Raw genomic sequence first — 25,855 nt, forward strand, 5'->3', positions numbered from 1 at the left:
GTCCGATCCGTCCCCCGCCCCGGCGTATCGGCATTCCATTTGCATGGGATTCCCGCCCATGCGGGCGCGCCATTTCCGCGCGGATTTCCTCGATTCCGGTGGGAGGAGTGAAGGTCGCCGCGCCCGTTACCGGTCGACCCGGGCGTCACTACTCTCCGTGTCGCGCCTCGGCGGCCGGGGGGAGGGGCGCGCATGGCGCTGACCGAACCGCCGGCGCTGGCGCAGCCCGCCGGGCCGCCGCCGATCGCCTCCCGGGCCGCGCGGGCGCTGGCCGTCCTCGCCCTCGGCCCGGTGCTCCGCCTCGCCGCGATCCGGTACGCCGTACCGCCGGGGGTGGCCACCAGGACCGGATGCGACGCCTGCGGCGCCCCGATCGGGCTGGCCCGGCCGTGGCCGGCGCTGGGCCCGGCGGCCCGGTGCGGGCGGTGCCGCGCGCGCGTCGGTCCGCCGCCCGGCGCGGTCGAACTCGCCGTGGCGGCGGCGCTCGGGGTGCTGCTGCTCGTCGGGCCGCCCGTCGCGGTGCTGGCCGCCACCGCCTGGTGGCTGGCCTGGGCGATCCCCCTCGTCTTCGTGGACGCGGCCGTGCACCGGCTGCCGGACCGGCTCACCTGGCCCGCCGCGGCCGGCACCTGGCTGCTGCTCGGCGTGGCCGCCCTGGCCGGGGCGGGTCCGGCGCCCTGGCTGCGGGCCGCCGTGGCCGGGGCGGGGCTGGCGCTGTTCTTCGCCACCACCACGCTGCTGCTCGGCCGGCGCGGCTTCGGCCTCGGCGACGCCAAGCTGGCGCTCGGCGTCGGCGCCCTGCTGGGCTGGTACGGCTGGGCCGTCCCGGTGGCCGGGCTGGTGCTCGCCCTGCTGCTCTCCGGCCTGGTCGGCGTCGCGCTCCTGGCGGCCCGCCGCGTCGGCTGGCGCAGCTACCTCCCCTTCGGCCCCTTCCTCACCCTCGGCACCCTCACCGCCCTCCTCCTGACCTGAGCCGGCTCCCGCCCGCTTCGGCCGGGTGGTCAGGGGCGGGCTGACGTGGCCCGGTCCGGGACGGGGCGCTCGGCGTGGCGGGCGCGGCGCTGGAGCAGGCCGGCGGCGGGACGGGCGAGCAGCGGCGTGAGCAGGGCGGCGACCAGGGCGCCGAGCAGGACGCCGGCGACCACGTCGTGCGGGTAGTGCACGCCGACGAAGGTGCGCGAGAACGCGGCCAGCGCCGCCACCGGCAGCGCGACCCACCCGATCCGGCGGGACAGCAGCAGCGTCGCCACCGCCAGCCCGCCCGCGATCGTGGAGTGGTTGCTGGGGAAGGACCAGTCGCCCGTCGGCGGGCACTCGCTCGCGACGATGGCGAGTTCGATGGCCACGGCCCGGCAGGGGCGCTCCTGGTCCACCACCACCTTCAACGCCTCGCTGCACCCGTACGCGAGCACCACCGCCACCGGCGTCACCAGGGCGTACGCGCGCCCGCGCGGGCCACCCCCGAGGCGCGACACGGCCGCCACCAGCCACAGTGCCCCGAGCAGCAGGATCGCGGCCTCGGTGAAGTGCCCGGCGAACCACTGCACCGGTTGCGGGGTGTCGGCGGCGAAGTCGACGATGTCCCGGTACCACTCGGCGCTGATCTCCGGCACATTCGTCGTGCCCGCATCAACCATGACTCACCTCACCAATCGTTCATACCGTGTTTACCTCACGGACAACCCTGGAACACCTGGAAGTCGGACGCAGTGTGCGTTGGTCAGGCCGCGACCCTGACTTTCGTCTCAGCGATCTCTCAGCCCGGTCTGCCACGGTTGACCCGGTACGTCGGACTCCCTGGAGGCGCTGTGCACCACACCCCGACCGCCGATCGGCCGCCGACCGCGCCCGGGACCGGGGACGACGAGGCCTGGCGGATCCGGCGTACGGAGGCCGACCTCGACCGGCTCGCCGAGACCGAGTCGATCTTCGCGCTGGGCAACGGCTGGGTCGGCTGGCGCGGCAACCTGGACGAGGGCGCCCCGTACGGGATGCCCGGCAGCTACCTGAACGGCTTCCACGAGCGGCGCGAGCTGACCTACCCCGAGGACGGGTACGCCTTCCCGCAGCTCAGCGACACGGTGATCAGCGCGCCGAACGCCGCCCTGATCCGCCTCTGGGTCGACGGCGAGCCGCTGGACGTGCGCACCGGCACGCTGCGCACCCACGAGCGGGTGCTCGACCTGCGCGCCGGGGTGGTCGAGCGGCACACCGAGTGGGTCTCCCCGGCCGGGCACGGCGTACGCGTCCGCAGCACCCGGCTGGTCTCGCTGCCCCGCCGCCCGGTGGCCGCCGTCCGGTGGAGCGTCGAGCCGCTGGACGGGACGGTCGACGTGCGGGTCTGCGCCGACCTGCTCGCCAACGAGCGGGTGCCGGAGCGCTCCGACGACCCCCGCGCCGCCTCCGTGATCACCGACCCGCTGACCGCCGAGTACCGCCACTCCGACGGGCGCGACGGCGTCCTGGTGCACCGCACCGAGCGCAGCGGGCAGCGCGTCGCCGTCGCCGTCGCGCACGACGTGCGGGCCCCGGACGGCTTCGCTCCCGGCGTCGACTGCACCCCGGACCGGCTGCGCCTCACCCTGACCGGGACGCTGCGCGCCGGCGAGCGGCTGGAGCTGACCAAGTTCGCCGCGTACGAGTGCGCCACGGTGGACGCGACGCCCCCGCAGGAGCTGGCCCGCCTGGTCGTCTCCGAGGCCGGGGCGGCCCGCGCGGCGGGCTTCGACGCGCTGCTCGCCGCCCAGCGCGCGGCCCTCGACGCCGCCTGGCGGACGGCCGACGTGCTGCTCGACGGCGACGTCGAACTCCAGCAGGCCATCCGGTTCGCCGTGTTCCACCTCATCCAGGCGGGCCGGCCGGACGGCGACCGGACCATCCCGGCCAAGGGCCTGACCGGCAACGGCTACGACGGGCACGTGCTATGGGACACCGAGGGCTACGTGCTGCCGGTCCTGACGTACCTCGCCCCGGAGGTGGCCCGGTCGGCGCTGCGCTGGCGGCACGCCCACCTGCCCGAGGCCCGCGAACGCGCGGCGGAGCTGCGGCTGACCGGGGCGACCTTCCCGTGGCGCACCATCGGCGGCCGGGAGTGCTCCGGCTACTGGCCGGCCGGCACCGCCGGGCTGCACGTCAACGCCGACATCGCCGACGCGGTGCTGCGCTACGTCGCCGCCACGGGCGACCACGAGTTCCTCGCCGGGGCCGGGCTGGAACTGCTGGTCGAGACGGCCCGGTTGTGGCACGGCTTCGGCCACTGGTCCGACGCGGGCACCTTCCACCTGCGGGGCGTGACCGGCCCGGACGAGTACTCCGCCTTGGCCGACGACAACCTCTTCACCAACCTGATGGCCCGCCGCAACCTGCGCGGCGCCGCCGACGCCGCCGAGCGGCACCCCGAGGCGGCGGCCCGGCTCGGCGTCGAGCCGGCCGAGGTGGCCGGCTGGCGGGCCGCCGCCGACGCGGTCTTCGTCCCGTACGACGGCAAGCGCGGGGTGCACCAGCAGGCGGCCGGCTTCACCGAGCAGCCGGAGTGGGACTTCGCGAACACCTCCGACGACGACTACCCGCTGCTGCTGCACTTCCCCTACCTGGAGCTGTACCGCAGGCAGGTGGTCAAGCAGGCTGACCTCGTGCTCGCCATGCAGCGCTGCCCGGGGGAGTTCACCGCCGACGAGAAGGCGCGCGACTTCGCCTACTACGAGGCGCGGACCGTCCGGGACTCGTCGCTGTCGGCGTCCCCGCAGGCGGTGCTCGCCGCCGAGGTCGGGCACCTCGACCTGGCGTACGACCTGTTCGCCGAGTCGGTGCTCCAGGACCTGGCGGACCTGGGCGACAAGACCGGCGACGGGCTGCACCTGGCGTCGCTGGCCGGGGCGTGGCTGGCGCTGGTGCAGGGCTTCGGCGGGCTGCGCGACGACCGGGGGGTGCTCTCCTTCGACCCCCGGCTGCCGGCGCGGATCGACCGGCTCGGCTTCTGCCTGCGCTGGCACGGCCACCGGCTGCGGGTCACCCTGACCCGGGACGAGGCCCGCTACGAGCTGCCCGACGCCGCCGCGGAGACCGGCATCGAGGCGTGGCACCACGGCGAGCCGCTCCGGGTCACCGGCGCCGGGCCCGTGGTCCGGCCGATGCCTGTCGTCCCCGACCCCGGCCCCGAGCCGCCCTCCCCGCCCGGCCGCCGCCCCACCCGCCGCTCCGCCGGCGACCGCTGACGTGTAAGGAAAGGCACCTTCCTATCGTTTTTTGCATAGGAAGAGTCCCTTCCTTGCATCTGGGTAGGGTGGCGCGGTGCCAGAACTCCAGCGGCTCGCCGCCCACCACGCCGCCGCGCTGCTGCGCTTCGAGCGGGAGAACCGGGAGTGGTTCGCCCGGTCGGTGCCGGACCGGGGCGACGCGTACTTCGCCGACTTCGACGCGCGGCACGCGGGGCTGCTCGCCGAGCAGGAGACGGGCGCGTGCCACTTCCACGTGCTGGTCGACGCCGACGGGGCGGTGCTGGGCCGGTTCAACCTGGTCGACGTCGCCGACGGCGAGGCCGAGCTGGGCTACCGGGTGGCCGAGCGGGCCGCCGGGCGCGGGGTGGCGACCGACGGCGTCCGCCGCGTCGCCGTGTTGGCCCGTGAGGCGTACGGGCTGCGTCGGCTGACCGCCCGGACGACCCTGGACAACGCCGGTTCGCTCGCGGTGCTGCGCCGCACCGGCTTCACGCCGGTCGGCGAGGTGTCACTCGACGGTCGCCCCGGCCTGTGGTTCGTCCGCGAGTTGACGGCCGACGACTGACGCGCCGGTCATCCGTTCCCGGACGGCCTCCAGCGCCTCGAAGGCGTACGCCCAGTTGTGGCACTTGAAGCTGCGCAGCCCCTCGATGGCGGTGCGGCAGTCGGCGCAGCGCACCCCGGCGATCGCGTCCGGGACCTCGGTGTTGACGTACTTGCGGTCGCCGAGGATGACCGCCGCGATCATCATCCGGTCGTGCACGCCGGAGAGCGCGGAGGAGACGATGTCGTACCAGGTGACCCGCCGCCCGCACTTCGGGCAGTCCGGCTCGTCGCCGCTGACCCACAGCGGCGCGCCGATGCTGCGCAGCGGCATGCCGAGCAGCTTCTCGATCCGGCGTACGTCCGACTCCGGGGTCGTCCACCGGTGTGCGCCGGGCAGGGACGCGGGCGAGTCGTAGACGGCACGGAACAGGACCGGGTCGACCTCCACGGTCTCGCGCTGACGGGTCATCGGCGTGCCTCCTCACGGTCGGTGCCCCCACCGTCGTGGCAGGTGGGGGCAGGCTCAACCGGATCAACGACACGGCGGGCCGGCGGATCGCCGTCGCGGCCGACGACATCCGCCGGCCGGCTCAGCTCTCCGGCGGCGGCGGCAGTTCGGCGTGCCGCACCCGATAGCCGCCTTCGGTCACCGGGGCGAAGGGAGCGGGCGCCATGCAGGTGCCCACGCCGCCCTCCCGCCACTGCCCGTCCGGACCCCGGTCGGCGTTGACCACCGCCCAGGAGAAACCGACGCGGTCGCGGCCCGGCCCGTCGTACACGCTGAAGCCCAGCCGCCGCCCGACGAGGTCGGCCACCGGCGCGTCGGCCTCGGTGACCACGGCGGTGAGGGTCGCGGTCCGCGCGGCCGTGACCAGGCAGTCGACCCGGGCCGCGAAGCGGACGGTGGAGCCGTCCGCCGCGACCCGGTGGGCGACGCGGACAGTTCCGGTCGCGTCGGTGGGCAGGCCGTGCGGCGCCCCCGGCATGGGTCGGGTGTACGGGGTGGCGCGCGCGTCGAAGCTGAAGCTGCGCACGTCCCGGTCCGGCGCGAACGTCAGCCGGATCTCGCCGCTGCCGGTGACGCGCGCGGTCCCGGCGGACTCCCGGTCGCTCGTCGCCGAGGCGGTGGCGCCCGACGCGCCGGCCAGGGCCACGCCGACCACGATGGCCGCCGCGCCCAGCCCACGAAGTGTCTTCCTCATCGGTCCTCCTGAAACGGTGGCGACCCCTCGTCGCCCTTGCGTTCCAGGCTTCCGTCGCGCGGCCGGCCACACCTCCCGCGACGGCGTGAGCCGCCTCCTCCCCACGGGGGACGTCCGCCTCCGGTCGTGCCGCTGGCGCCGTGCTGCGTGGCTGGTACGCGTCGTTGCCACGGTGACGCGGCGACGGCCGACGCGCGGCCGGTGCGGTCAGCCGGTGATCTTCGCCAGCGCGCGCAGCCCGGCGACCACGTCGGCGCCGGTGACGGGGTTGTCGGGGTCGGAGAGCATCTGCATGATCACGCCCGACATCAGCGCGAGCTGGACCATGCCGAGGGTGCGTACGGACCGCTCCGGCACCTCGGCCTCGGGGACGCTCTCCAGGATCGCCGCCATGCCGCTGCGCCCCTGCCGAATGCCCTCGGTGAGCTGAGGCAGCAGGTCGGGCTGCCGCTGCGCCCGCAGGAACAGGTCGATGGAGACGAGCCACATCTTCGGGTGGGCGCGGGCCTGCGCGAGAAGCTCGTCCCACATCCGCTCGTACGCCTCGGCGCGGCTCGTGCCGGGCTCGTCGGCGGGGACGAGCGCGCGCCCGGCCACGTCTCCCCACTCGTCAAGGATCGAGAACAGGGCCTGGAACAGCAGGTTCTCCCGAGAGCCGAAGTGGTAGCCGATCGCGGCCATGCTGACGCCCGCCGTGGTGGCGATGTCGCGCACGGTGGTGCGATCGAAGCCCTTTTCCAGCAGGCACGTCCTGGCCCCGGCGAGGAGCGCTTCCCGGTTTCCCATGGTCGGCAGGGTAGCAACCTCTGGAGCGAATGTCTCAGGCAACCGCCTTAGGCAATCGCCTTGCGCGATCGCCCAAACCTGGCCTACGGTTCTCGCCACGACCACTCCGGTCCCGTCCACCGACAGGAGAGCCACCATGGACACCCCTACCCGATTCCGGAGGCGCGCCCTCGCGGGCCTTGCCGCCGCCGCGCTGGCCGCCGTCGCGATCGGCGCCGCCCCGCCGGCCGCCGCCGCGCCCGACGCCCCCACCGTCGTCGCCACCGACAAGGGCGCCGTCCGCGGCACTGTCCACGGTGGCATCCGCTCGTTCCAGGGCATCCCGTACGCCGCGCCGCCCGGCCGCTGGGCCTCACCCGAGCCCACCGAGCCCTGGTCCGGCGTACGCGAGGCCACCCGACCGGGCCCGCCCTGCGCCCAGCCCGTCGGGCTGCCCGTCGGCGTGCCCGGCGAGGCGGAGGACTGCCTGTACCTGAACGTCACCACGCCCCGCCGCAGGGGCGGCAACCTGCCGGTGATCGTGTGGATCCACGGCGGCAGCATGATGTTCGGCACCGGCGACATGTACGGGCCGAACCGCCTCGCCGCCGACGCCGTCGTGGTGTCGATGAACTACCGCCTCGGCGTCATGGCGTTCCTCACCCACCCCGCGCTCGACGCCGGCTCGGCGTACGGCTCGGGCAGCTTCGCCCTCGAAGACCAGCAGGCCGCGCTGCGCTGGGTGCGGGCCAACATCGACCGGTTCGGCGGCGACGCCGGCAACGTCACGATCATGGGCCAGTCCGGCGGCGGGTACGCCGTCTGCGACCACCTCGCCTCACCGATGTCGGCGGGCCTGTTCGACCACGCGATCATCCAGAGCGCGCCCTGCGCCACCGGCGGCTCCCGCACCCGCGCCGAGGCGGAGGCCGACAGCGCCGCCGTGATCAAGACCGTCGGCTGCGCTGACGCCGCCGACGTGGCCGCCTGCCTGCGATCGGAGGAGACCACAGTCGCCGGGTTGCTGGCGGCGTACGGGCCGTGGGGCGAGCCGCGCCCGGTGGCCGGCACGCCGCTGCTGCCGCTGAGCCCGGCGGAGGCGCTCCGCACCGGCCGCTTCAACCGCGTCCCCGTGCTCGTGGGCGTGAACCACGACGAGGAGAACGGCATGTACGCCGGGATGGAGGTCAACCCGGGCGGGGCGCCCATCCCGGCGGAGGCGTACGAGCCGACGGTCCGTGAGCAGTACGGCGCCGACGCCGACGCGATCCTGGCCCGCTACCCGCTGTCGGCGTACGACAACTCCGCCGGGCTGGCCCTGTCGACCATCGGGACCGACCGGAACTGGGCGACGCCGACGTACGACACCGCCAAGCTGCTGTCGAGGTGGACGAAGACGTACATGTTCGAGTTCGCCGAGGAGCAGACGCCGTGGTTCGTCGGCTATGACGAGCCGAGCTTCCCGTGGCGGGCCCAGCACATGGCCGAACTGGCGTACCAGTTCGACATGGCCCTCTTCCCGGCGCTGACCCCGCAGCAGGACCGGCTCGCCGACCGGCTGATCGGCGCCTGGGCCCGGTTCGCCGAGGAGGGCGACCCCAACGGCAAGCGTGACGGCGGCTGGCAGCCGTTCACCGAGCGTCGTCCGCACGTCCAGTCGCTGACCTCGGGGCGCTGGAAGCCGACCGAGTTCGTCCGCGACCACCAGTACGCGTTCTGGTCCAGCCTGAGCTGACCCCGTACGCCGCACCGAGCGGCCCCGGCGCCCCGCGCATCGGGGCCGTTCCGCGTCCTCCCTGGCGGCCCCGCCGCTAGCGGTCGTTCAGCATGAGCAGCACCGTCTCGTGCTCGACGTCGAGGAACGCCACCCGCCGGCGCGTGGCGGGCGGGGCCTCGTCGTACGACCGGCTGTGCAGCCAGCGGGCCTCGGCCGGGACGTGCGGCTGGAGGTCGGGCCACACGTCGGCGGGCGTCTTGCCCTGGTCGTGCTGGGCCGGGTCGCCGGCCGCGATGGGCGCGAAGTCGTACTGCTCCGCCAGTTCTCGCGCGTCCTGCGGATGGAGTCTGACGACGGCCTGGTACGCCCAGTCCGTCGGGCCCGGCACCCGGGAGCACGGGTCGCCCAACGCGCGAGCCTGCCAGTGGATCTCGGGATAGTCCCCGAGACCCGGCAGTTCCTCCGGCGGGTCCCAGCGGTCCACCCGGACCTTGGCCTCCGCCTCGTGCACCGACTCCTGGCACCCCCGCCCCTCGCGCGCCGCCGCGCCGCCGCAGCCCGCGACCAGCCCGATCGCCGTGACGATGGTGGCGGCTCGTGCCAGCGTCCCCGTCCTCATGGCGAGGACAGTAGGCGGTCGCCGCTCACCCCTGACCCGGGGGACGGTGCGGCTCGGGACTCACGTCCAGATCGCCGTGCCTCTCGGTCTTCGTAGAGCGGGTGCTCCCTGGTGTTCGGCTTCGTGTCGTCCACACCGATCGCCCGCAGGTCGGCCGTGCTGAACGTCAGGTCCGCGCGGTCACCGAGCATCACCGCGACGAGTGCGTCGAGCATCTCCAGGTGGTGCGTCGACAGCTTCGGTTTCAGGCGTCGACGGCAGCGCCGCCCCGGCCGTCAGAGCCTTCCAGGCGGTGTCGACGAGTTCGTGGACGTCAGTGTCCGTCAGGGTGCCGTCGACCAGCCAGCGGTATACGAGCGGGCCGGCGAGGAGATCGCGGGCGGTGGCCGGCGAGGTGTCGGACGGGAGGTCACCGCGGACGATGCCACGGTCGACGACGTCGGTGATGGTGGCGAGGCGGGGGCGCAGGTACCGATCCCGCAGCGGCGCGGCGAGGTCGTCGCGTCCGATGCTGTCGGCGAGTACGCCGAGGATGACCGGCGCCAGGCCGGTGAGCCGGTCGACGAGGCCGCGCGCCAGGTGGTGCAGGTCGGTACGGGTGTCGCCGGTGTCCGGAGCGGGCGCGACGGGCACCGCGTCGGCCAGGGCGTCCACGACCAGGCTGGCCTTGTCGGGCCAGCGGCGGTAGACCGTCGGCCGGGTCACGCCCGCCCGGGTGGCCACCTTCTCGATGGAGAGGGCGCGGTAGCCGCCGTCGCGGAGCAGGTCCAGGGTCGCGCGCAGAATCGCCGCGTCGGTCTCCGGCCGTCGCGGTCGGCCTCGGTCGTTGGCCACGCCACATCCTCTATAATTTACGGTCTGTATCGTAAATTATAGAGCCCATGACATCACAGCAGGACGGAGCCCTCCCCGCAGCGGCCACCTGGGGGCTGCTGGCGGCCTGGGCGATCCACGACGCCGAGGAAATCGCCACGATGGGCGGCTGGCTCGACCGCGCCCGGCCACGACTGCGGGCCCGCTTCCCGCAGGTGCCCGAGCGGGTGTGGGACCGGCTCCGGGTCAGCCCGGCGCAGGCACGCATCGCCATCGGCACGATGGGCGTCGTGATGGCCGCCGCCGCGGCCCGGGGCGCTCGCACCGGCGGACGCAGCCGCTTCTACCAGTCGGCCCTGGTCGGCTTCGGCCTGCACGCGGGCGGGCACGTCGCCCAGGCCGTGGTCACCCGCGGCTACACGCCCGGCGCGGTGACCGCGCCGCTGGTCGTCGCCCCGTTCTCGCTGTGGGCCTGGCGGCGCCTGCGGGCGGCCGGCGTGCCCCGGGTCGGTGGCGGTGCTGCCGCCAGCGCGATCCTGCTGCTGCCGCTCGTCGCCGGCGCCTGTCACGCCGTGGCCCGCACCCTGGCGCCGGAGCGGCCACGCTGACGGACGTGCCGGACAGGCCGAGCAGTTGCTCCACGTCGGCGAGGTGCAGGCCGGTGGTCGAAGGAGAGGACCCCGCGGGCGTCCGTGCCGCGCTGGCGGGTCACCGCGGGCGGGGACGCCGGGTCGTCAACGGGTGCTGAACTCGTTCGCGGCCGCGACCACGTCGGTGGCGAAACCGCCCGCGTACGCTGTCGTTGCACCGCCGTCAACGGGCAACACGACCCCCGTGACGAAGGACGACGCGTCGCTTCCGAGCCACAGGGCGGCCTCGGCGATGTCGGACGGCAAGCCCAAGCGCCCGATCGGCTGTGAGGCGCCCAGCTTCTCCTCGAGGAAGTCGCTGAACGCCTCCGCCTGGTCTGGGGCAATGCCGAAGCTGCGCGCCATGATGGGCGTGCGGATGATCCCGGGGGCGATGGCGTTGGACCGGATGCCGAGCGGTGCGAGCTCGGCGACGGCCTGCCGCACGACCCCGACGACCGCGTGCTTCGCGATCGTGTATCCCGCGGCACTCCAGCCGCCCTGTAGGCCGGCGGCGCTCGCCGTCGAGACGATCGAGCCGCCGGTGCCCTGGCTCCGGAACTGCCGCGCCGCGTACTTGTGGCCGAGCACGACCGAGCGCGTCAGCAACGCGATCGTCTTGTCGAAGCCCTCGCTCCCGATCTCGATCATCGGAGACGGGTCGCCCTGCGCGCCCGCGTTGTTGAACATGATGTCGAGCTTCCCGAACTCGCTCACCGCCCGGTCGACAGCAGCGGCGATGTCGGCCTCGCTCGTGACGTCGGTGTGTACGTAGACGAGCGAGTCCCCGTACTCCTTCTGGAGCGCAGCGCCCTGTTTGTCGTCGATGTCGGCGGCGACGACCTTCGCGCCCTCGGCGACGAAGAGCTCAGCACCGCCGCGACCGATGCCGCTCGCCGCGCCCGTGATCACCGCGACTTTGCCCTTCAACCGATCTGCCATGAGTCTTGTCCCTTTCGTGAGACCCGCCTCTGGTAGCCGTCCGCCCAGCGTGCGCGGGCGGCTGCGGCAAGCCCACCCGGAGCGGCCCGCCTCGACCAACGAGCCTCCGCCATTCCCGTTGCCAATATCGTTAAGCCAGGGAGCGGTCTGGTTGTGGACCGCTGGGACTCGAACTCTCCGAGCTGACGCAGCTCGACGATCAGATGTGGCGAGGGGCGGTAGTGGATATCGACGCGCTGCTACCACGTGCACGGACACCACAGGACTACCTGAACCTCGTTGCGGACCCACGAATCGATCAGGACGGGCTGCACATCCTTGCCCGAAGTCCCTACTCGTTCGTGCGGCTCGCCGTCGCCAAGGACATCCGCACCGGGCCGGCGACCCTGATCGGGTTGCTCGCAGGCGAGTTCGACCAGTGGGACCGCAACCAGCTGCTCCGGCTGGTCGCTCAGCACCCACAGGCGGGCCGAGAGGTCCTGCTCAAGGTCCTGCAGGAGACCGAGGTTCTGCTACGTCGGGCCGACACCAGACCGTACGGCGCAGTGGTTGCCCTGGCCAGTCGACAAGAGTTGGAACCGCACGAGGTTCGCCGATTGCAGGGCCTGTCAGGTGCGTCGAGACGGATGCGTCGAGGCGTGGAGCGGGCACTCGCGCGACGACCATGAACCCGATGGAAGGGATTCCGGCCGATCGCCTCCGCCGACGACCCGGCCCGACCCGATCTCTTCGCGTCGGGAGGGCGCGGAGCGTGACCATGCACCGGCCGCGCCCTCCCATTCAACGCTGAGGTCGGCGCCTCAGACCCGGGTGACCCGCACCGCGTCGGCGATCACGTATCCGCCGGCGCTGGTCCAGCGGCTCACGCCGACCAGGTTGCGGTCGCCCGCAGCGAGGTTGAAGGTGCCGATCGAACGCCAGGCACCGCCGTTGCTGCGCTGGTCCACATGCACGGTCTGGTTCCCCGCAGCGGTGACGATCACGTGCGGCGCCGCGCTGTTGTAGCCGGAGTTGGCCGGGTGCCTCACCTCGACGCGGTAGTTGCCGGCCTGCGGGATGTTGACCTTGAACCATGCGGCGTCGCTCGCGGACACCGGGTTGGCGTACCGGTAGTCGGCTCCGTATCGCTGGGTCGAGTACGTCGAGGTGCCCCAGTTGGCGCTTGCCGTGAAGCGGCCTGCGGTGGCGTTGTCCACGATGGTGCTGTATGCGGGCGGAGGAGCGCTGGCGAGCCCCAGGTACTGAGCGATGCCTCGGGCGTGACCGCGGGCGGTGGCGGTGATGAAGTCGGCCCGCTTCAGAAGGTTCGCGTCGGCAACGGTGTCGATGAACAGGTTCTCGGTGAGGACCGCCGGCATGGTGGTCTCGCGGAGTACGTGGAAGTTGGCCGTCCGCTTGCCTCGGTCGGCGACGGCACCGATCGAACGCATGCCCGACAGGACCTGCGAGTGCAGGGCGTTGTGCAGGTTGACCGTAGCCGTGTCCGTCGTCGGGTAACGGTAGCTTTCGAAGCCGGTGCCACCGCCCGAGTTGATGTGGACGCTCACGAACAGGTCGGCGCCCCACGCGTTGGCGTCGTCGGTGCGGTAGGTGAGGCTACGGGTGACGTCGCTCGTACGCGACATCCGAACATCGACGCTCCAGTTGCTCAGCAGGATGCTGCGCGTCTGCAGGGCGATGGCGAGGGTGAGGGCCTTCTCCTGCAGGCCGTTCCCGATCGCGCCGGGGTCGGTGCCGCCGTGCCCGGGGTCGATGTAGACGCGGGGGATCGCGGCCTCGGCCCGGCCGGCGACCATGGGCGCGAACGCGGCGCCGGCCGCGGCGGCCAACAATGTGCGGCGCCGCACGGGGGTGTTACTGAGCATGGGTGCCTCTCGGATGGGGGGTGGGGCAATGGGGGTCATGAGGCACCGAGCACGGCGCTGGTCCGGCGCAATCTGCTCCCGTCCGGCGAACCTCGCGTACGTGAGCACTCTGCGGTGACGCCATGTCGGAGAAGGGCCGCGCTCAGCGGTGGCATGCGCGCCGGGCCGACGCGGTGGCGGCATCGGCTGCCACCGTCGACATCGCGCACGCAGTCCGCGGAAGCCTCACGGCGGAGACTGTAACGAGCGCCGACGCGTTCGTGAGAGAGGTTTACGTATTCGTATCGTGATCTTGAAAACCAACTTCATCCGGTGAGTTGCCCTGCCGCCATGGCGGCTTGACGAGTGGTTACGCGATGAGCAAGAGCGCGCTGATCGCCAGCTAATCCTCGTCAGCGGCGTCGAGCGGCTTGCGCCAGACCGACACGTGGCTCTCGCTGTCGGACGTGAAGGGCGCGCCATTCCAGTCCGCCACCCGCTGCTCCAACGTCAATCCGGCCAGCCGGGCCATCAGGTCGCACTCGGCGGGCCAGATGTAACGGAAGTTGCTGTAGCCGTAGCGGCTGCTCCCGTCGTCCAGCCGCCAGTAGTGGTGGGAGGTCCCCTGCTGGGTGACCATGTCGTAGGTGTCAAAGCCGACGTGCCGGTCGGTCACCTCGAACGGCACCGCCGACTGCCCTGGGGGGAACCGCCGGATGCCCGGCACCCACAGCTCGACGACGAACCGACCACCCGGCGACAGGTGCCGGGCGGCGTTGCGGAAGCACTCCACCTGCTCGTCCTGCGTACGCACGTTCCCGATGCTGTTCCACACGACGTACACCAGCGAGAACCGGCCGGGGACGGCCGTGGTGGCCATGTCCCCGACGACCACCGGCAACTCCTCCGCCGGCACCTTGCGTCGCAACTGGTCGGCCATCGGACGCGACAGCTCGATCCCGGTCACGGGGATGCCTCGGGCAGCGAGCGGGATCGCCACCCGCCCGGTGCCGATCGCGAACTCCAATGCAGGACCGTCATCGGCCAGCCGCGCCAGGAACTCCACGGCAGGGTCGAGCACCTCGGGCGCGAACATCTCCGCCGAGATGTCGTCGTACCGCTCTGCGGTCTCCTCGTCCCACAGGTCACTGCTCGTCATGACCCCGAAGCCTGCGCGCCCCCCTGAGCCCGCGCCACCGATTTTCCCGACGTGTCAGCATCGGCGGTCCACGGTCTACGCCGCAGGGGTCAGGTAGGGCCACGACAGGTGGCTTGCCGGCGGTGCGGAGTCGAGGTCGCTGGTTAGGCTCGGAACATGCCCCTTACCGCGGACGATGTCGACCGGTTCGTGGCTTTCAGGCCGCGCCTGGAGGCCATCGCCTACCGCCTCCTCGGATCTGCGGGGGAGGCCGAGGACGCCGTGCAGGAGGCGTTCCTGCGCTGGCAGGCCGCCGACGTCGACCGCATCGAGGTCCCGGAGGCGTGGCTGACGAAGGTCCTCGCCAACCTGTGCCTCAACCAGCTCACCTCCGCGCGGGCGCGCCGCGAGACCTATGTGGGTCAATGGCTCCCTGAGCCGTTGCTCGCCGGGGACCCGATGCTTGGCCCGGCTGACACCGCCGAGCAGCGCGAATCGGTCTCGTATGCGGTCCTCACCCTCTTGGAGCGCCTCTCCCCGAACGAGCGGGCGGTGTACGTGCTGCGGGAGGCCTTCGACTACCCGCACCGAGAGATCGCGGAGATCCTCGACATCACCGAGGCCGCCAGCCAGCAGATCTTCCACCGTGCCAAGAAGCACGTCGCGGACGGCAAGGCCCGCACCGAGATCGACGAGGCCGCCGCCCGGCGGATCGTCGAGGAGTTCCTGGCGGCCGCCACCAGCGGCCAGACCGAGCCGCTCGTGCGCCTGCTCACCGGGGACGCCATCGCGGTCGGTGACGGCGGCGGGAAGGTCCCGGCCCGCGTCAAGGCGTTCGAGGGCGCCGTCGCGGTCGCGAAGTTCCTGCGGGGCCTGTTCAAACCCGGCGAGGCCAAGCGCGCCCTGGCCGGCGGCGCCCCCGAGGTCTACGCCTGGACCGCCAACGGTGACCCCGCCGTCGTGGCCGTCGTGGACGGCCGGGTCGTCGGCGTCATGTGCCTGGAGGTCACGGCCGAGGGCATCGCCGCGTTCCGCAGCCAGGTCAACCCCGACAAGCTCGAACGCGCGACCGCGCACTGGGCGGCCGCCAACCACGGGGAGCCTCTGTTCAACGCCTTCTGACCGCCGTGTGAGGTGCTTCATATCGCGTTCCTGTCAGGAAACGGCGGGCCGCCCGGTTCAAGGGGCGAACCCGCGGAAGACAGGAGCAGGGACATGCAGCACCGCATCATCGTTCTCGGAGCCGGGTACACCGGAGCCGTCGCCGCCGGCCGGCTCGCCAAGCGGCTCCGCCGCGAGGACGTCGCCATCACCCTCGTCAACGCCGAGCCCGACTTCGTCGAACGCGTCCGGATGCATCAGGTGGCGGTGGGCCAGGACCTCAAGCCCCGGCCACTCAGCGAGATGTTCACGGGCACCGGCGTCGAACTGAGGCTCGCGAGGGTCACCGGCGTCGACGTCGACCGCAGGACCGTCGCCGTCACCGACGCGAACGGCTCCGAAGAACTCTCCTATGACACGCTCGTCTACGCCCTCGGAAGCGGCTGGAACGCCCAGGGTGTCCCCGGGACGGTCGAGCACACCTATGAGATCGCCAGCCGTCCCGGTGCACTCCGACTGCGCGAGCGCCTGGCCCGCCTCGACGCCGGGCAGACCGTGGTCGTGGTCGGCGGCGGCCTCACCGGCCTGGAGGCCGCGACCGAGATCGCCGAGGCCCGCCCCGACCTCGACGTCGCCCTCGCCGTCCGTGGCGGCCTCGGCGACTGGCTCTCGCCCAAGGGCCGCGCGCACCTACGGAAGGTCTTCGGCAAGCTCGGGATCACCGTGTACGAGCACGCCGCCGTCACCGGCGTCGAAGCCGACCGCGTCGCCACGGCCGACGGCACGACCATCCCGGCCGCAGTCACCGTGTGGACCACCGGCTTCGTGGTGCATCCGATCGCGAAGGCGACCGCCCTGGAGGTCACCGGCACCGGCCAGATCGTGGTCGACGAAACCATGCGCTCGGTCTCGCACCCCGACGTGTACGCCGTCGGCGACGCGGCCCACGCGATGGGACCGGGCGACAAGCCGCTGCGGATGTCGTGCGCCTCGGGCGTCCCCACGGCGTGGCAGGCCGCCGACGCGATCGCGGCGCGCCTGACCGGCGGAAATCTCCCAGACACGCCGCTGCGCTACTTCAACCAGTGCATCTCGCTGGGCCGCAAGGAGGGCTTGATCCAGTACGTCACCGCCGACGACCGTGCCGTGCAGGCGGTCCTGACCGGACGACTCGCCGCCGTCTACAAGGAGCTGGTCTGCAAGGGCGCCGCCTGGGGCGTCGCCAACCCGACGCTCGGGCTGCCGACCCGCCGCCGCGGCGTCACGCGGGAGGGCGCCGCGGCGGGCGCAGCGCGCTAGTTGTCGGACGGCCGCGCCACGCGTCCGCGTATTTCGCCGTCGGTGCGGGCGAGCCGGCTTGCGAGGTAGTCGCCGAGCGACGTGGCTTCCGGCACCTCGGGGTCGCCGGTGCGGCCTGCGGGGGCGTAGCGGGTGTGCCGTAGTTCCGCCACGAACTCGGACACGGGCGCGCCGGCGTGCAGCCCGACGGTGATCGCGGTCGACATGGCGTCGGTCAGGCCGGCCAGGGTGGAGCCGTGCTTGCCGACGTGCAGCGAGACGTGGGCAGACCGGTCAGCGGCGGCGGTAACGACGAGGCGACCGGGCGTGCCACCCAGGACGAATTCGGTCGTGGTGCCCGCCGTCCGGCGAGGTGCTGGTATCCGAGTTCGCCCATGATCCGCCATCGTCGGTGCTCCTTCACGGTCACGCCTCACCCGGTGCCGGCGAGGACCTCGACACGGTAGGCAGCCGGGCGGGCCGGCGCCAGCGCGACACGGCATCCATTCGCACAGGTGAACGAAGGCGAGATCAGGAAGGCAGGCACGCGGCCCGCCGCGAGACGGTGAAGGAGGCCGGGTTCGAGATGAGCACGATCAGGGCCGCTGGCCTGCGGAGGAGTGGGCCGCCAGGGACTCGAACCCTGAACCTATGGACTAAAAGTGCCCAGGAGCGGACAAATCCATGCTAAGCGTCGCGCGGTGTTGACGGTCCGGACTCCGCGTGCGTAGTCCGGCCGTGTTCGCGCTGGTCCGTCGCCCAACCTGCGTGTCGTGATGTTGCGGTTGGCGTCTAATGAGGACGCGAATCCGCGGACGGCGTGGTGAATCCGACTGATGCGGCGTCGTCCGAGCACCCGTAGAGCACCCACGAGCCGACGCGGTCCGGCATCGGTGATTCCATCTGGTGGGCCGCAAGCGCCTGGGTCAGCTACCTGTTCTGCCTGATCGGCTCACCATTCCCGGTTGGCGATCAATCGCTCGCTGTCGGCGTCGGTGAACCCGTAGCTCGTCGCGACGAACCAGAAGTCCTCTCCGATCGCTTCACGTGCGACCGTCTCGATCTCGCTGCCGGCCGCCTCAAACTCCGCCTCGAGCAGGTTGAACTCGTCGGTCGCGGCGTCGGTGAGCGTGTAGAGGGCTGCCAGGTCCTTCGGCTGCTCCGCCTCGATCTGCTCGCACAACCGCAGCAGGATCGCTCGGCCCTTGTCGACGACGTGGTCCGGGAAGTACCCGTCCTCGTGCAGCTCGTACAGAAAGGCGTACTCCGCCACCTGCTGGTGCGCGATCGGCATGGTCATGCTCCCCTTCGCAGATCCACCGGTCGATCATGCGACACGCTGCCGACACTTTCGGTCCGGCTGAATGCCCAGCACCCAACGCCTCTCGACGCGCTTCCAAGCCGCGGGCGGTGCGCCTTCGACGACAGTCATTTTGTCGGTCCGCCCGGCGCGGCGATGTCAGCGCCGCGCCGCATCGGCAGAAGGGAAGCGCGCATCGTCCTGCGGTGTCGCCGGTGCACCACGCGCCACGTCTCACACCCCGGACCGGTGTACCGACGCCTCCACACCTGGTCGCCATCCACGCCGACCGGGTCCTCGCCCACATCACCGCCGGCGCCACTACCCGGGACCTCACCCTCACCTGGCGGCCCGAACCCCTGCACGCAGTCGACCAGCACGACGCCGAACGCGGACGGCGTCTCGCCGCCGCCCGCATGCACGCCGCCACCGACCCCCTACGCGCCCGGCGGCTCCTGCGCGACACACTCGCCGGCGTCGACCCCGCCACCGCACCCGCTCACCCGCTATACGCCGATGCCGCCACCCTCCTGGCCGAACTGCTTCTACGCCTCGACCAGCCCACCGACGCCGTCCCCTGGGCCACCTACGCCCACCACAGCATGTGCCACCTCCACAGGCGCGCGTCCTCGATGCCCTTCACCTCCTCGCCCTCGCCCACCGGCGGGCCGGACACCCCAACGCGCCCACCACCTCTACCGGCAACTCGCCGAGCACCTCGCCGCCACCGAAGGCCCGCATGCCCACCGCACCCTCGCCACCCACGCCAACACCGCCCTCGTGCTGCACGAGCTCGCCACTGCCACGCCGCCCGAGCCCTGCTCGCCGACACCATCACCACCCACCGCCGCCGCCACCCCGGCCACCCCGCCACCGCCCGCATGACCCACCGCCTGACTCACATCTGGCGCGACTGCGCCGCCCAGGGCCACCAACACGATCAGGACACCTGACCCCGGCCACGACGTACCCGCGAAGATCCAGATACGCGAGCGAGCGCGCACGCCCCGCCTCCACGCTTCGGGTAACCTGTGGGCCTGCGGGCCGTTAGCTCAATGGCAGAGCTGAGGACTTTTAATCCTTAGGTTCTGGGTTCGAGTCCCAGGCGGCCCACCCATAGCGCATGACCTGGGAAAACGTAAACCGGATGGGCGGTACACGAACCGCCTTGGCGAGGCGCGCTGCGACCTGGGTAAACGTGTGTCCCGGTGGAGCTGTCGTGGGTCGTGCGGTGACGGCGGGCGGTTCGAGGGGCACGTTGATCGGGCGGATCGGCTACTGCTCGGGGGTGCACTGACGCCGGCGGGCGGCTCGTCGGTAAGCAGCTGGCACTTGGCTGAGCCGGCATCGAGCCTCTTCCGCGGCAGGAGTGCGGGCCAAGGGATCGAAGCGGCGGTGTGGTCGCCAGCTTGGTCGAGCGTTCTGGGCTCCTGCCAGGCGGTCCAGCCTGATCACACCGTCGTCTCCGTCGAGGCGTAACCGACGATCACGCGAGAAGCCCAGAATCCTGGCGGCCTGGGCCCGATTTCGAGGAACAGCTCGTGACGATGAGGGTTCACGTGCCCGGACCGTCCGCGATCGTTCCGGCGCTGTTGATCACCTCGTCCACCCCAGCCTCGTAGCGCGTCCGGACCAGCAGGGTGTGGACTCCGGCGCCGAGTGGCGCGTTCTGAGATCCCTCGGTATTCAGCGTTGCTATCTACCGGTACCTAGTGTTACCGTCTACCGGTAGTCAGTGTTGCTTGGTAGCGAGGAGATGGTGGCATGGGCAACCAGATGACAGAGATGCTGAAGGGGACGCTCGAAGGCATCGTCCTGGCGATTCTGGCCCGCAGATCCGCATACGGCTACGAGATCACCGCGTGGCTGCGCGACCGCGGATTCTCGGACATCGCGGAAGGCACGATCTACGCGCTGCTCGTCCGCGTCGAGCAGCGCGGATTCGTGGACGTGGAGAAGGTTCCCTCCGAGAAGGGGCCCCCGCGGAAGGTGTATTCGCTCAACGCGAAGGGGCGAGACCAACTCGCCGAGTTCTGGAGGACGTGGAGCGTTCTCGCGGAACGCATCGAGCAACTCCACCACAACGACAACCAAGACAAAGAAGGAGCATGAGGGTGGCCGCGAAGTGGATCGAGATGCTCGTCGGGTCGTTTGAGCAGAAGAAGCAGTACAAGCACCACATGGCCCGCATCGAGGCCCTGCCGGAGCCCTATCGCAGCGCGGCCAAGGCTCTTCAGCGGTACTTCATGTACCACGGAGGGATCCTCGACGGCGACACGCTCATCACGATGCTCGGCGACTTCGTCGACCTCTGGGAGCGTGCGGTCGCCGATGGAACGCCGATCCGCGCGATCGTTGGCGGCGACCCGGTCGAGTTCGCCGAGACGTTCCTGCTGGCGTACTCCGGCAAGCAGTGGATAGACAAGGAACGCGCGCGCCTCCGAAAGGCGATCGACGCCGCCGCCGGCGACGACGGCGAGGAGAAGAGCGCATGACCACCGAGACGCGCGAACCCGCGATCAGGGTGCGGGCCATCACCAAGTCCTACAAGGACCTGCACGTGCTGCGGGGCGTCGACTTCGACGTGGCAGCCGGGAGCATCTTCGCTCTGCTCGGCTCCAACGGCGCCGGAAAGACCACGCTGGTGCGGATCCTGTCGACGTTGCTGAAGGCGAACACCGGCACCGCGACCGTCCACGGCTTCGACGTCTCCTCGGCCCCGGGCGAGGTACGCAAGTCGATCAGCCTGACCGGGCAGTTCGCCGCAGTCGACGAAGTGCTCACCGGCCGGGAGAATCTGGTCCTAGTCGCGAAGCTTCGCCACCTGAAGAACCCGGGTGCGATCGCCGACGACATGCTCGCCCGTTTCTCGCTCACTGATGCCGGGAATCGCCGGGCGGCGACGTACTCGGGCGGCATGCGCCGGCGGCTGGACATCGCGATGAGCCTTGTCGGCAACCCGCCGGTCGTATTCCTCGACGAGCCGACCACCGGCCTCGACCCGCAGGCCCGCATCGAGGTCTGGCAGACGGTGAAGCAGCTCGCCAAGGATGGCACGACCATCCTGCTGACCACCCAGTACCTCGACGAGGCCGAGCAACTCGCCGACCGGATCGCGATCCTGCACAAGGGCACGATCATCCAGAACGGCACTCTCGCCGAGCTGAAGCAGCTCCTCCCGTCCGCCAAGGTCGAGTACGTCGAGAAGCAGCCGACCCTCGAGGACGTCTTCCTCGCCCTCGTTGGCGACACCAGCGACACCGCCGACAAGGCAGCCATCTCCGCAGGAGAGGAGTCCCGATGACCGCCCACGTCCTCAGCGACACCGGTACCCTCACTGGCCGCTCGCTGCGTCACATCCTCCGCAGCCCGGACACCATCATCACCACAGCGGTCACCCCGGTCGCGCTGATGCTGCTTTTCGTGTACGTGCTGGGCGGGGCCATCAACACCGGGTCCGACGAGTCGTACATCAACTACATGCTCCCGGGCATCCTGCTCATCACCATCGCCTCCGGCATCGCCTACACGGCGTACCGCCTGTTCCTCGACATGCAGGGCGGCATCTTCGAGCGCTTCCAGTCGATGCCGATCCCACGACCCTCCGTGCTCTGGGCGCATGTCCTGACCTCACTCGTCGCCAACCTGGCCTCGCTCGTGATCGTCACAGGCGTCGCGCTGATCATGGGGTTCCGCACCGACGCATCCGTAGCCGACTGGCTCGCCGTCGCCGGCATCCTGATCCTGTTCACCCTCGCCCTCACCTGGATCGCCGTGATAGCGGGCCTCTCCGCCAAGACCGTCGACGGCGCGAGCGCCTTCAGCTACCCGCTGATCTTCCTGCCCTTCATCAGCTCGGCGTTCGTCCCCACCGACTCGATGCCGGGCCCGGTCGCGTGGTTCGCCGAGAACCAGCCGGTAACGTCCATCGTGAACACCCTCCGCGCGCTGTTCGCGCAGCAGCCCGTCGGCAACGACATCTGGATCGCCCTCGCCTGGTGCGCCGGCCTGCTCGTAGCCGCCTACGCCGCCGCGACAGCGATCTATCGCAAGAAGATCAGCTAGCCGATCGCAAGAAAGACAGCGCCGCATCCGCATGGATACGGCGCTGTCTTCTGCGCAGGTCTGCCACCCTGCGCGCGGCACAGTCTGAGCGGAAACCTCCCGCTTTGAACCACGAGGCGGATATCCGGGTGGTGGTCGAGCAACCGGTGCCGCAGCACCGATGCTGTTCGTGGATCGGATCCGTCGGGCGGCGCTGCGGCGGATGACCAGCGGTGAGCTGGTCAGGGCATGCGTCGGCGTACGGCTGGTAGCGTCACGATCGGCCCATGAGCTGCGGGAATGCGGATCGGGTTCTGCCCCACCCGGTCCACCACAGCTCCGGCGGGACCAGCACATACCGTCCGGCGTACCGCCGTCCTCCGGTTGCCTGGCACGACGAGCCCGGGCGCCTTTCGGCGGCGATACCCGTGGGGCCAGCGGCTGTCGGCATCGACGTCCCGCCGGGCGGCCTACGATCACCGACTTCTTGATCACCACCAGTCGGCTGCTTCGACATCCCATCGACCTTGGGCGTGGTTGTGTAACCGGGCAGGCCCGCTAATGGTGCTGTCCTGCGGTGGCGCCGAGCGGGAGGCGGTGGCGTAGGCCGGGCGGCAGCCGCAGCTGACCGCCCGACCCTGTGAGCGGTGATCGTCTACGCGGCTGGGCGGCGTCGGCGGCGGGGGAGGAGTTTGGCGGCGGCTTCGGCTTTGGCGCGTTCGACGTCGAGTTCGGCGATGACGGAGGTGTAGACGTCGGTCATGGCGATGGAGGAGTGGCCGAGGAGTTCCTGGATGTCTTTGAGGTCGGCGCCGGCTGCTTTGAGGTAGGTGGCGGCGCAGTGCCGGAGGTCGTGCAGCCGGATCGGGGGTAGTCCGGCGTCGCGGACGAGGGCTTCGAATCGGTCGGTGACGGTGTTGGGGTGCCAGGGCCGCCCGTCGGGTTGGACGAAGAACAGGCCGGTGTCGGGCCATGCGGCGCCGCAGGCGAGTTTCCACTGGGCGCGGCGGGTGTGGTGGGCGCGCAGGATGGTATGGGTGACGCTGGCCAGGGCCATGATCCGGTTGCCGGACTCGGACTTGACCTTTTTGATCACGGGTGTGTAGCCGTGGGTGGCGATCTGTTGGGTGACGCTGATCAGGGAGTTGTCGAGGTCGACGGCGGTGTCGGTGAGTCCGACGGCCTCACCTCGGCGCAGACCCCGGTGCAGGATCAGCGTGAACAGCGGGTAGAGGGCGATGTCGTGTTCCTCGGCGTGGTCGAGGAACGCGCCGGCCTGCTGCGGGGTCCACACCATGACGGGGCTGGGCCGCTCACCGGTCTCGCGCCAGCGCTGGACGGCGTTGGCGGTCCACACCCGGGCTTTGGGGCGTGCTCCGGAGGGCAGTTCGATGTGGGCTGCGGGGTTGAAGTCGATGAGCCGGTTGTTGCCGCGGCGGATGGCGTCGTTGAGTGCCTTACGCAGGGTGGCGCGGATGCGGTGCATGCTGGCCGGGCTGGTGGTGCGCTGGCCACGGACGGTGGCGCGGATCCAGGGCTTGTCGCTTTGTCGGGCGATCTCGATGGCGGTGTTGCGGTCGGCGATGGCGGTAAACATCGCCTCGATGTGCTCCACCCGCAGTTTCACCAGGGGGATGGCGCCGAGGTGCGGGACCAGGTGGGTGCGGATGTGTGACTCGTAGGCCAGCAGGGTGTTGGGTTGGATGCTGCGCAGATTGCGGCGGGACGCCAGCCACGAGTGCAGGTACTCGCCGACGGTGGTCGTGACGGTCGCGGGCAGCCCGGCACGGACCCGCCGAGCGATGGTGTCGCGGTCTGGTAGCGGGGCACCGGAGGTGACGGCGAGGAGCATGTCGGCGATCTCTGCCGCGACAGCCGGGTCGTCGCCGGCGAAGCGAGGGCTGCTCGTGGAGCACTGGCCGGGGGCGGTCTTCGCGGGGGCCGCCCCGGGCGAGCATCCGTCGGCGGCCCCCTTCCGACCAGGGGCAGGCCGACGACAGTCCGACGGACAGGTCGACAGCCAGGCCTGAGGGACAGGTAGACGGACAGGCCCCGACGGCAGGGCCAGGCTCCGACGGCAGGGCGACGGACGGGAGGCAGGCGTGACGGGCGACGGGCCGCGCCGGGAGGGCGCGATCGTGACGGGTGAGGTCATCCGCGTGCCGGAGGACGCCTACCGGTTCGGCACCGGGCCCCTCACGCTGTACGTCACCGAGATCCTCAGCCGGGGCCCGTTCCAGGGCGCGGAGTGGGTCGAGTTGCGTGGCCGGGAGCTGGCCCCGGACGGCACGTTCCGGCCACGCGAGCGGTACGCCTTCGTCCGGGTCGACCGGGCGACCGTCGTCACGGTGCCGGCGTGGTGACCCGCCGCCGCGACCACCTGCCGTCCCGGCCGACCTGGCGCTGCGCGGCCTGCGGGATCGCCTGGCCCTGCTCGGCGGCGAAGCTGCGGCTGCTCGGCGCGTACCGCACCGACCGGGCCGCGCTGCTGGTCTACCTCGCCACCCTTCAGGCCGAGGCGGCCGGGCAGCTCGCGGGGCTGGACGGCGAGCGGTCGTGTGTCGACCTGGCCGAGCGTTTCACCGGCTGGGCCCGCCCGCGCGGGCAGGCCGCCCCCTGATCCCGCCCGGGCCGGTCTTCCCGTGGGCCGGCCCGGGCGGTCCCCTCGCCGGGCGGTGGACGCTCGCTTATCGGGTCGAGCGGTCCGACCATGGCCGGCAGGATCACCCCCCGGGTTGACTGGCGGGGACATACCGACCGGGGGAGGAACATCGATGTCCGAGACGATCCGCACCGCCGCCCTGGCCGGGGCGACCCTGACCACCGGGCTGGTGGCGGGGCTGTTCTTCGCGTACACCTGCTCGGTCATGCCGGGTCTGGGCGCGACCGACGACCGGACGCTGATCGGCACCATGCAGTCGATCAACCGGAAGATCCTCAACGGCTGGTTCCTGACCGCCTTCCTCGGCGCGCTGCTGCTGCTCGCCCTGGCCGCCGCCCTGCACCTGACCCGGGGCGGCCCGGCCCTGCTCTGGACCGTCGCCGCGCTGGCCTGCTACCTGGTCACCTTCGTCGTCACCATGCGGTTCAACGTGCCGCTGAACGACCGACTGGAGGCCGCCGGCCCGGTGGACCGGATCGGCGACCTGGCCGAGGTGCGGGCCTGGTTCGAGGCGGCCTGGGTGCGCTGGAACATGGTCCGCACGGTCTCCTCGGTGGTCGCCTTCGCCTGCCTGGTCGGCGCCCTGCTGACTCGCCGCTGACCGCCCGCCTCTGCCCCGGCGCGGCTGACCGCTTTGCCACGCACCGGCCACCGTGGGCCGAGCCGCCCGCGCCTCTGGGCGGAGCGCCGGGGCGGCAGGCATGGGCGGGGCGGCGCGGGGGAACCGTGCCCGCATGAGGATGAGCAGCACCCCGGCCGCCGCGGCCTCCGGTGAGGAGACCGGCCCGGACGGCGTACGGGAGCCGGCCGGCGAGGTGCACGCCTGGCTGCCGGGCCAGAACCAGACCGTCTGCGGGCTCCCGCTCAGCCGGACCCGGCTGCGCCGCTTCCCGCACGTGCGGTTCGACTACCGGTCGACGGACGTGCTCACCGAGGCGGACCCGGTCGGCCGGATCTGCCCGCGCTGCCTGGCCGCCTCGGACGGTCGGCGCCGGGACGAGAAGAAGAGCTGGGTGCGCCACGCGCCCCGCCCCTGAT

General features: G+C 71.7%; 28 protein-coding genes and 1 tRNA gene. 17 read left to right on the forward strand and 12 right to left on the reverse strand.

The window, feature by feature from the left end:
* The first annotated feature begins 192 nt into the window (after nt 1-192).
* The gene (locus ACFY23_RS02160) at nt 193-972 is read left to right on the forward strand and encodes a prepilin peptidase (protein ID WP_350681829.1); all 780 of its coding nucleotides are present in this window, start codon (nt 193-195) and stop codon (nt 970-972) included.
* Nucleotides 973-1,001: 29 nt separating this feature from the next.
* On the opposite strand, the gene ACFY23_RS02165 is transcribed toward ACFY23_RS02160, so the two are convergent.
* Complete coding sequence (locus tag ACFY23_RS02165; RefSeq protein WP_350681831.1) at nt 1,002-1,637, reverse strand: phosphatase PAP2 family protein; 636 nt, start codon at nt 1,635-1,637, stop codon at nt 1,002-1,004.
* Between the two features lie 171 nt (nt 1,638-1,808).
* Here ACFY23_RS02165 and ACFY23_RS02170 point away from each other — a divergent pair, with 171 nt between their 5' ends.
* Nucleotides 1,809-4,214: a glycosyl hydrolase family 65 protein gene (locus ACFY23_RS02170; RefSeq protein ID WP_350681833.1), complete on the forward strand. Its 2,406-nt coding sequence runs from the start codon at nt 1,809-1,811 to the stop codon at nt 4,212-4,214.
* A 76-nt stretch (nt 4,215-4,290) separates the two neighbouring features.
* Nucleotides 4,291-4,782, forward strand: a complete 492-nt coding sequence (locus ACFY23_RS02175) for a GNAT family N-acetyltransferase (RefSeq protein ID WP_350681835.1) — start codon at nt 4,291-4,293, stop codon at nt 4,780-4,782.
* Here ACFY23_RS02175 and ACFY23_RS02180 read toward each other — a convergent pair.
* The 3 genes from ACFY23_RS02180 to ACFY23_RS02190 all read right to left on the reverse strand — a co-directional run bounded on the left by ACFY23_RS02180 (nt 4,726) and on the right by ACFY23_RS02190 (nt 6,751).
* Nucleotides 4,726-5,232, reverse strand: coding sequence for a hypothetical protein (locus tag ACFY23_RS02180; RefSeq protein ID WP_350681837.1), 507 nt, complete (start codon nt 5,230-5,232; stop codon nt 4,726-4,728). The two genes, ACFY23_RS02175 and ACFY23_RS02180, sit on opposite strands and share 57 nt — an antisense overlap.
* Nucleotides 5,233-5,353: 121 nt before the next feature.
* Nucleotides 5,354-5,965 carry a hypothetical protein gene (locus ACFY23_RS02185; protein ID WP_350681839.1) on the reverse strand — a complete coding sequence of 204 codons (612 nt, stop codon included), beginning with the start codon at nt 5,963-5,965 and terminating at the stop codon, nt 5,354-5,356.
* 207 nt (nt 5,966-6,172) lie between these two features.
* Nucleotides 6,173-6,751 carry a TetR/AcrR family transcriptional regulator gene (locus ACFY23_RS02190; protein ID WP_350681840.1) on the reverse strand — a complete coding sequence of 193 codons (579 nt, stop codon included), beginning with the start codon at nt 6,749-6,751 and terminating at the stop codon, nt 6,173-6,175.
* 136 nt (nt 6,752-6,887) lie between these two features.
* Between ACFY23_RS02190 and ACFY23_RS02195 the strand changes: the two genes are divergently transcribed.
* A complete protein-coding gene (locus ACFY23_RS02195; RefSeq protein ID WP_350681841.1) occupies nt 6,888-8,465 on the forward strand; it encodes a carboxylesterase family protein in 1,578 nt (525 codons plus the stop codon).
* 76 nt (nt 8,466-8,541) lie between these two features.
* Here ACFY23_RS02195 and ACFY23_RS02200 read toward each other — a convergent pair whose 3' ends face one another.
* Nucleotides 8,542-9,066 carry a hypothetical protein gene (locus ACFY23_RS02200; RefSeq protein WP_350681842.1) on the reverse strand — a complete coding sequence of 175 codons (525 nt, stop codon included), beginning with the start codon at nt 9,064-9,066 and terminating at the stop codon, nt 8,542-8,544.
* Between the two features lie 180 nt (nt 9,067-9,246).
* Nucleotides 9,247-9,900: a TetR/AcrR family transcriptional regulator gene (locus tag ACFY23_RS02205; protein ID WP_350681844.1), complete on the reverse strand. Its 654-nt coding sequence runs from the start codon at nt 9,898-9,900 to the stop codon at nt 9,247-9,249.
* A 47-nt stretch (nt 9,901-9,947) separates the two neighbouring features.
* Between ACFY23_RS02205 and ACFY23_RS02210 the strand changes: the two genes are divergently transcribed.
* Nucleotides 9,948-10,487, forward strand: coding sequence for an HXXEE domain-containing protein (locus tag ACFY23_RS02210; RefSeq protein WP_350681846.1), 540 nt, complete (start codon nt 9,948-9,950; stop codon nt 10,485-10,487).
* A gap of 126 nt (nt 10,488-10,613) precedes the next feature.
* Here the strand turns inward: ACFY23_RS02210 and ACFY23_RS02215 are convergent, their stop codons facing one another.
* Nucleotides 10,614-11,450 (reverse strand): glucose 1-dehydrogenase, encoded by an 837-nt coding sequence (locus ACFY23_RS02215; RefSeq protein WP_350681848.1) that lies wholly within the window; start codon nt 11,448-11,450, stop codon nt 10,614-10,616.
* A 221-nt stretch (nt 11,451-11,671) separates the two neighbouring features.
* Here ACFY23_RS02215 and ACFY23_RS02220 point away from each other — a divergent pair, with 221 nt between their 5' ends.
* A complete protein-coding gene (locus ACFY23_RS02220) occupies nt 11,672-12,118 on the forward strand; it encodes a hypothetical protein (protein ID WP_350681850.1) in 447 nt (148 codons plus the stop codon).
* A gap of 132 nt (nt 12,119-12,250) precedes the next feature.
* Here ACFY23_RS02220 and ACFY23_RS02225 read toward each other — a convergent pair whose 3' ends face one another.
* On the reverse strand, nt 12,251-13,423 hold the full coding sequence (locus ACFY23_RS02225) for an N-acetylmuramoyl-L-alanine amidase (RefSeq protein WP_350818920.1): 1,173 nt from the start codon (nt 13,421-13,423) through the stop codon (nt 12,251-12,253).
* Between the two features lie 274 nt (nt 13,424-13,697).
* Nucleotides 13,698-14,453 carry a class I SAM-dependent methyltransferase gene (locus tag ACFY23_RS02230; protein ID WP_350681854.1) on the reverse strand — a complete coding sequence of 252 codons (756 nt, stop codon included), beginning with the start codon at nt 14,451-14,453 and terminating at the stop codon, nt 13,698-13,700.
* A 156-nt stretch (nt 14,454-14,609) separates the two neighbouring features.
* On the opposite strand from ACFY23_RS02230, the gene sigJ reads away from it, so the two are divergent.
* Together sigJ and ACFY23_RS02240 are read left to right on the forward strand one after the other, a co-directional pair.
* Nucleotides 14,610-15,554 (forward strand): RNA polymerase sigma factor SigJ, encoded by a 945-nt coding sequence (sigJ, locus tag ACFY23_RS02235; RefSeq protein WP_350681856.1) that lies wholly within the window; start codon nt 14,610-14,612, stop codon nt 15,552-15,554.
* 93 nt (nt 15,555-15,647) lie between these two features.
* Nucleotides 15,648-16,832, forward strand: a complete 1,185-nt coding sequence (locus ACFY23_RS02240; RefSeq protein ID WP_350681858.1) for an FAD-dependent oxidoreductase — start codon at nt 15,648-15,650, stop codon at nt 16,830-16,832.
* Here the strand turns inward: ACFY23_RS02240 and ACFY23_RS02245 are convergent.
* A complete protein-coding gene (locus ACFY23_RS02245) occupies nt 16,829-17,218 on the reverse strand; it encodes a hypothetical protein (protein WP_350681860.1) in 390 nt (129 codons plus the stop codon). The genes ACFY23_RS02240 and ACFY23_RS02245 overlap by 4 nt on opposite strands.
* Before the next feature lie 545 nt (nt 17,219-17,763).
* Entirely contained in the window at nt 17,764-18,111 is a 348-nt protein-coding gene (locus tag ACFY23_RS02250) for a DUF5713 family protein (protein ID WP_350681862.1), read from the reverse strand.
* 1,041 nt (nt 18,112-19,152) lie between these two features.
* Between ACFY23_RS02250 and ACFY23_RS02255 the strand changes: the two genes are divergently transcribed.
* From ACFY23_RS02255 to ACFY23_RS02275, 5 genes are all read left to right on the forward strand, one after another.
* Nucleotides 19,153-19,224 (forward strand) — tRNA-Lys (locus ACFY23_RS02255).
* A gap of 651 nt (nt 19,225-19,875) precedes the next feature.
* The gene (locus tag ACFY23_RS02260) at nt 19,876-20,223 is read left to right on the forward strand and encodes a PadR family transcriptional regulator (RefSeq protein ID WP_350681864.1); all 348 of its coding nucleotides are present in this window, start codon (nt 19,876-19,878) and stop codon (nt 20,221-20,223) included.
* Complete coding sequence (locus tag ACFY23_RS02265; protein ID WP_350681866.1) at nt 20,220-20,606, forward strand: DUF1048 domain-containing protein; 387 nt, start codon at nt 20,220-20,222, stop codon at nt 20,604-20,606. Before ACFY23_RS02260 ends, ACFY23_RS02265 begins: the two co-directional genes overlap by 4 nt.
* Nucleotides 20,603-21,415, forward strand: a complete 813-nt coding sequence (locus ACFY23_RS02270) for an ATP-binding cassette domain-containing protein (protein WP_350818919.1) — start codon at nt 20,603-20,605, stop codon at nt 21,413-21,415. Before ACFY23_RS02265 ends, ACFY23_RS02270 begins: the two co-directional genes overlap by 4 nt.
* Complete coding sequence (locus ACFY23_RS02275) at nt 21,412-22,176, forward strand: ABC transporter permease (RefSeq protein ID WP_350818917.1); 765 nt, start codon at nt 21,412-21,414, stop codon at nt 22,174-22,176. Before ACFY23_RS02270 ends, ACFY23_RS02275 begins: the two co-directional genes overlap by 4 nt.
* 634 nt (nt 22,177-22,810) lie before the next feature.
* Here the strand turns inward: ACFY23_RS02275 and ACFY23_RS02280 are convergent.
* Complete coding sequence (locus ACFY23_RS02280; RefSeq protein WP_350679092.1) at nt 22,811-24,007, reverse strand: tyrosine-type recombinase/integrase; 1,197 nt, start codon at nt 24,005-24,007, stop codon at nt 22,811-22,813.
* 250 nt (nt 24,008-24,257) lie between these two features.
* Here ACFY23_RS02280 and ACFY23_RS02285 point away from each other — a divergent pair, with 250 nt between their 5' ends.
* The 4 genes from ACFY23_RS02285 (at nt 24,258) to ACFY23_RS02300 (ending at nt 25,854) form a co-directional block, all read left to right on the forward strand.
* Nucleotides 24,258-24,518, forward strand: a complete 261-nt coding sequence (locus tag ACFY23_RS02285; protein ID WP_350679094.1) for a hypothetical protein — start codon at nt 24,258-24,260, stop codon at nt 24,516-24,518.
* Nucleotides 24,512-24,775 (forward strand): flavin reductase, encoded by a 264-nt coding sequence (locus ACFY23_RS02290; RefSeq protein ID WP_350679096.1) that lies wholly within the window; start codon nt 24,512-24,514, stop codon nt 24,773-24,775. The genes ACFY23_RS02285 and ACFY23_RS02290 overlap by 7 nt, the downstream gene beginning before the upstream one ends.
* Nucleotides 24,776-24,929: 154 nt before the next feature.
* Nucleotides 24,930-25,418: an anthrone oxygenase family protein gene (locus ACFY23_RS02295; RefSeq protein ID WP_350679098.1), complete on the forward strand. Its 489-nt coding sequence runs from the start codon at nt 24,930-24,932 to the stop codon at nt 25,416-25,418.
* Nucleotides 25,419-25,551: 133 nt separating this feature from the next.
* Nucleotides 25,552-25,854, forward strand: a complete 303-nt coding sequence (locus ACFY23_RS02300) for a hypothetical protein (RefSeq protein ID WP_350679100.1) — start codon at nt 25,552-25,554, stop codon at nt 25,852-25,854.
* The last annotated feature ends 1 nt before the right edge of the window (nt 25,855 follow it).

The sequence above is a fragment of the Micromonospora sp. NPDC000121 genome (assembly GCF_042899165.1).
In the GTDB taxonomy this organism is placed as follows: domain Bacteria; phylum Actinomycetota; class Actinomycetes; order Mycobacteriales; family Micromonosporaceae; genus Micromonospora.